Annotated in this window: 4 protein-coding genes; 2 read left to right on the top strand and 2 right to left on the bottom strand. The window is 63.0% G+C overall.

All coding sequences use genetic code 11. The features are described from left to right. Positions 1 to 510: 510 nt before the first annotated feature. Both V8324_RS21135 and V8324_RS21130 read right to left on the bottom strand, forming a co-directional pair. Positions 511 to 2,226: a hypothetical protein gene (locus tag V8324_RS21135; protein ID WP_336421872.1), complete on the bottom strand. Its 1,716-nt coding sequence runs from the start codon at positions 2,224 to 2,226 to the stop codon at positions 511 to 513. 618 nt (positions 2,227 to 2,844) lie between these two features. Next, on the bottom strand, positions 2,845 to 3,966 hold the full coding sequence (locus tag V8324_RS21130; RefSeq protein ID WP_336421871.1) for an endonuclease/exonuclease/phosphatase family protein: 1,122 nt from the start codon (positions 3,964 to 3,966) through the stop codon (positions 2,845 to 2,847). Between the two features lie 19 nt (positions 3,967 to 3,985). Here V8324_RS21130 and V8324_RS21125 point away from each other — a divergent pair, with 19 nt between their 5' ends. Beyond that, positions 3,986 to 4,258, top strand: coding sequence for a hypothetical protein (locus V8324_RS21125; protein ID WP_336421870.1), 273 nt, complete (start codon positions 3,986 to 3,988; stop codon positions 4,256 to 4,258). Positions 4,259 to 4,291: 33 nt separating this feature from the next. Beyond that, positions 4,292 to 4,411, top strand: coding sequence for a zinc-binding dehydrogenase (locus tag V8324_RS21120; RefSeq protein WP_336421873.1), 120 nt, complete (start codon positions 4,292 to 4,294; stop codon positions 4,409 to 4,411). The last annotated feature ends 153 nt before the right edge of the window (positions 4,412 to 4,564 follow it).

Genomic DNA, 4,564 nt, shown 5'->3' with positions numbered 1-4,564 from the left:
TCCTCCACGGAGAAACTCCTTCCCTATTCCAAGACAGGGACGGATTCCCAGAAATCATAAGTCAGAAGAAGGTGGGCCCCAGATCGCGCTTACGGATCACCGGGCTCAAGCCGGTAATGTCTTGCCCGTGCGCTTCCGATCGAGGACTGCACAGGGCAGATGCGAAACGCACTGTCCTTATCCGGTAATGTCTTGCCCGTGCGCTTCCGATCGAGGACTGCACAGGGCAGATGCGAAACGCACTGTCCTTATCAAGCCGCGCAATTATTCGCCCCCCCCCGGGGACATAATGCGCAGTGACCATCCATAACCGGGACAAGTGCGGCGCCTTTGAACGCGGGAAGGTTCGGATCATCGCGAAGAGAATGCGGCGGCTGACGCACAGAATGCGCTTGCCATCTCCGTGCAGGCGCGGATGGGGCTGCCGCCGATCCCTTGGGATAGGCAAGTCGGCCGACGAGGCGCCAGCCCCGGCTCATAGCCGGGGCTGAGCCTTGGTCCGGCCCGACCCTATTGTGCCGGCACGACGGCCGGTGCAGACGAGTAGCTGTCCAGCGCGCAAGGCACGTCGGACAGCTGCGCCTTCTGATCATCCGATGCCGGGTTGACGCATTTCGCATTGAAGGTGCCCCAGACGAAGTCCACTTGGGTGGCTGTCACCGAGGGCCCGCCATTGGCGTAGAACCACGCCATGTTAGGTGTGCCCATCTCGACCCGGCCATAGCCGAGAAGGTTGGTGGTCCAGCTTGCGCCGACACCCTGCATCCCGATGTTGCCAAACCCGTCCACCGAGGCTTGGGAATGGCAGGTGGTGCACGAGGCCGAGTTGACGAAGCCGCCTTCGGTCACGGTGGCGCCCATGCCGGTCGGAACCCCGCCGGCCGTGTTGAACGTGGTCTGCGTGCCCTTCAGCCTGTAGTTGCGCCAGACCGGGTCGCAAGCCTGCAGCATTGTTGGGTCGGGCGTGCAATCCGGCCCGCCGACGCCAACGCCCATCCCGTCCAGCAGCGCCGTCAACGGCTCGGTGGGCGCCTCGCCGGTGATCTCGGGCGAATAGACCTGCCCAGTCACGAAGAGCGGGTCGTTGATCTCGCCCCTGACGGGGTCCGGCGCCCGGTCGTCGTTCAGGATCGTCATCGGCGGGATGTAGGAGGGTCCGAACACCGCCGCGGTCCCATCCTGGTCGTCGGCCGTGTAGCCGAAGCTGTCGTTGCAGCCGATGTAGTCGCACCGGCCCAGATTGGCGACATGCTCCATCGCATACCAATGCCAGATCGGCAGCTCCTTCGACGCATTGGTCATCGCCACCATGTAGTAATAGCCCGACTTGTCTGGATCGGCGCCGGGCGCGTCCGCGAGGTACATCGTCAGATAGGGATAATCCGCGTTGTTGGGCGGCACCTCGCCCCGGGGCGTCCGAGGCTCGGCCACGTCGTCACCTTGGCTTTCGGTCTTGAGGCTGGGGATCAGGCCGAGATCGGCCATGACCGTCTGGTGGATGAAGTCGGCCTTGACCATCACCGAGTCGACCGGAAACCGGACCTCGAGACCATGCGCGGCGGCGAGATCGCCATCGTCCAGGGCTGCGTTCTGGGCGCGGTTGCGCGCCGCCAGGCCCTCGGTGGTGTAGAGGTCTTCGCGGTAGATGTAGTCGATCATCGCCTTGTTGCGGAAGACCAGTTCCAGCTCGAGATCGCGCAATACCCGCGCCGGGTCGATCTGGTCGGCGAGGTTCAGCGCGTGGTGCGAGCGGACGTCGTTCGACGGGTTGCCGCTGAGCGAAATCGCCAGCGGGCTCGGCGGGTCGTAATCGGCGCGGAACACCGGGCATGCGTCGGGCTGCTCGGCAGGCACCGTGCCGGGCTCGCAGCATTGCTCCGCGGGATAGCTTTGGTCGCTGGTGCAGATCGGCCAAGGCTTTGCCGGCCAGCCCGTCTGGTCGGTCCCCCAGTTCCAGAAGCCCTCTGATACCGCCGAGGCGAATTGCGTCCATGCAAAAGCGTCAGGACATGTCGCCGCCGCCGAGCCTGCGACCGGGCCCTGGAACATGGCCTTGCCGTCCACCGCCGCAACGCTTTGGCGGCACGCTGGCGCATCCTGCACGAAACTGCGGTAGAACATCCGCTTTTGCAGCGCGTTGGCCGGGCTGTCGCCGGTGTCTTGCGCGGCCGCCGGCCATGCGAGCGGTACGGCGAGTGCGGCGCTCAGAACAAATCTATGGTTCATATTATCTCTCCCTGAAAAGACGTCCATACCTGAGGATACCCGCTGTGCGTGTAATACACAAAGGTTATCGCGGCTCCGGAAAGCAGGGCGAAGCGGCTTCGCCCCGCGCGGAAATGAATACCCGACCGCGCGTCTCGATTACGTCATTGTGTCCGACGATCTTACGGGCCGGCGTCCGAAATGGTGGGGCTGGCACCTCAACGACCAAACGGAGGGTCGTTCGGCGCATCGATTGCCGATGCCGTAGCGCACAATTTCCATAGCACCGAAGTTCACGCGCGCTTTCTTCCTCGTCAGATTTGTCGCCGCTGGATGGCGCGCCTCCAGCAGCCCCAAACTCTCGACGTCAAGCCGCCAAAATGCTGCGCGATGCGCGAGTGACCGGTCTGACGCGCCGCATCGCAGCAGAATAGGCAATAGTTTAATGGCTGGTTTGGGCCGTCTTTGTCTACCGCGGGTCTTCCTTGCGAGGGGAGGATCCGGGCTTTCTCTGCCAGCGCGAACAGAAAGGCACTTGCCATAAATGCGGGCCTTCATCTGCCATCGGATCCTCCGTTCCTTGCCGAACTGCTTGCCGAGCTTTCTCTCGAGCGGGACGGCAGGGTCGACTGGCAGGGCTTAGCCGGGCCTCTTTGAGGTCAGGAAGGCCACCGAGTCATCGGTTTCAAGCTCGATCCAGATCGGGAGGTGATCGGAAAGCTGGCGGGTGCGCCAGTGCACGCGCCAGTAAGAGTCGAAGACATCCTCATCCCCGGCGATGTCACGCGATCCACCATAGTCCGAGATGACCGCATCGCGATAGCTCGGCTTGTCGGCATCGCGGAAGACATGCGCGAAGAGATCGAGCGTGCCGCCACTCGGGGCGCCATTCGACCGCGTGCCAAGTCGGAAATACTCGTTGGAGCTTAGAAACATGCGGTCGTAGATCTCGGTTCCGGCGGCGTTCGTGGGCAGACCCAGCAGCGCTTGCGGCTCGACATACCCGTCACTCTCCAGGAGAGCGGCCGTATCGCCGTCGCGCGCCGCGTAAAGGTTCATGTCCCCCACGAGGATGAGGTTTTCGGTCCACATGTCGTCGCGAGCCTCGGCAAGTGCCGCCAGAAGCAGGCGCACCTCGTCGCGCCGATACCGAACGTCTTCGGTGCCGTCGCCCGGCGCCAGATGGACGTTCACGAGAGAAAAGCGTTTCCAGCCGGTGATGAACCCGGTCACATGCGGCGCGCGCGACAATTGTTCGGGTGGCCTCGCGCTTTCGAAGGCGAGGCCCGCGCGCAGCTCGGGCCAGGCGGCGACTTCACCGGAAAGTCCGGACAGCTGCACGCGCCGCTTGTCGTAGAGATAGACCGAGCGCTCCTTGTTGCCCGCCGGCCCGCCCGTGATGTCCGTCATCATGTACCCCCAATGGGGCCCGAGCAGGCGCATGAGAATATCGAGATCCTTCAAGGTGCGTTTGACTTCCTGAATGGCCACCAGATCGAAATGCGAGATGACCTCGGCGATCCAGTGATAGGCCACTGGAAGACGCCCCGAAAGGTCGCCGAACACGCGGATATTCCAGCTTGCAAAGAGCAGGTTGCCGTCGGTTCGGCGAGGTGGAAGTTCAACGTGCAACGCTCCCTTCAGTCGAAGCACGCCATCTATGATCCGCTTGCGCGCATTCTCATCGAGCCCCGGGAAGACCTGCGCGTAGTCGCGCTCCTCAAGATCATCAGTAGTGCGTAGGTCGTGATAGGTCGGCATTGGGGCAAAGGGTCCTTTTTTGGCGGGGATCTCCCGTCAGATTGTCTTCGAAGAGAAGTCTGGTCTTTCGCACCGATCCTGGCAAGTGCTCGCGCCCGGCCGGAAGTTGCCCCAAAGCGAGGACGTGGTAGTGGGCAACGTCGCCGTCCGCAGCTTCGGCACGCTGCTGAAACTGCTGCGCCGCGGACGGCGCTATGCCTCGTCGGGCGCCATTGCCGGCCCGATCGTCGAACTCGACATGCGCGACACGTATCTCAAGGATATCACCACGCTGATCAGCTGCACCGCGTGAGGCGATCCGGCGTTCGCGAACCTGGTCTGATAAATCGAGAGTGGGGAAATCCGGCCATTGCTCGCCGAAACCTACCCGCTGGACCGGATTGCCGACGCGCAGAGGGCGTTCCAGGAGAAGCGATGCCTTGGAAAGATCGTGCTGCTACCATGACATCGCCGGCGCGAGCAGGTGGAGCCGATCCATTCGCGACGCAACCGCCGGCGTTGGACTGTCAATGTGCATTCAAAACTGACCCGGTGTGATCATCCAAAAATGACCCACCCCGGAGGTGGCAAAGCCCACAGGCGAGCGGCCACCAAATAG

Origin of the sequence: Roseovarius sp. D22-M7, from assembly GCF_037083785.1 — a bacterium.
Lineage (GTDB): Bacteria > Pseudomonadota > Alphaproteobacteria > Rhodobacterales > Rhodobacteraceae > Roseovarius.
This window is presented reverse-complemented; position numbering and strand designations above follow the sequence as displayed.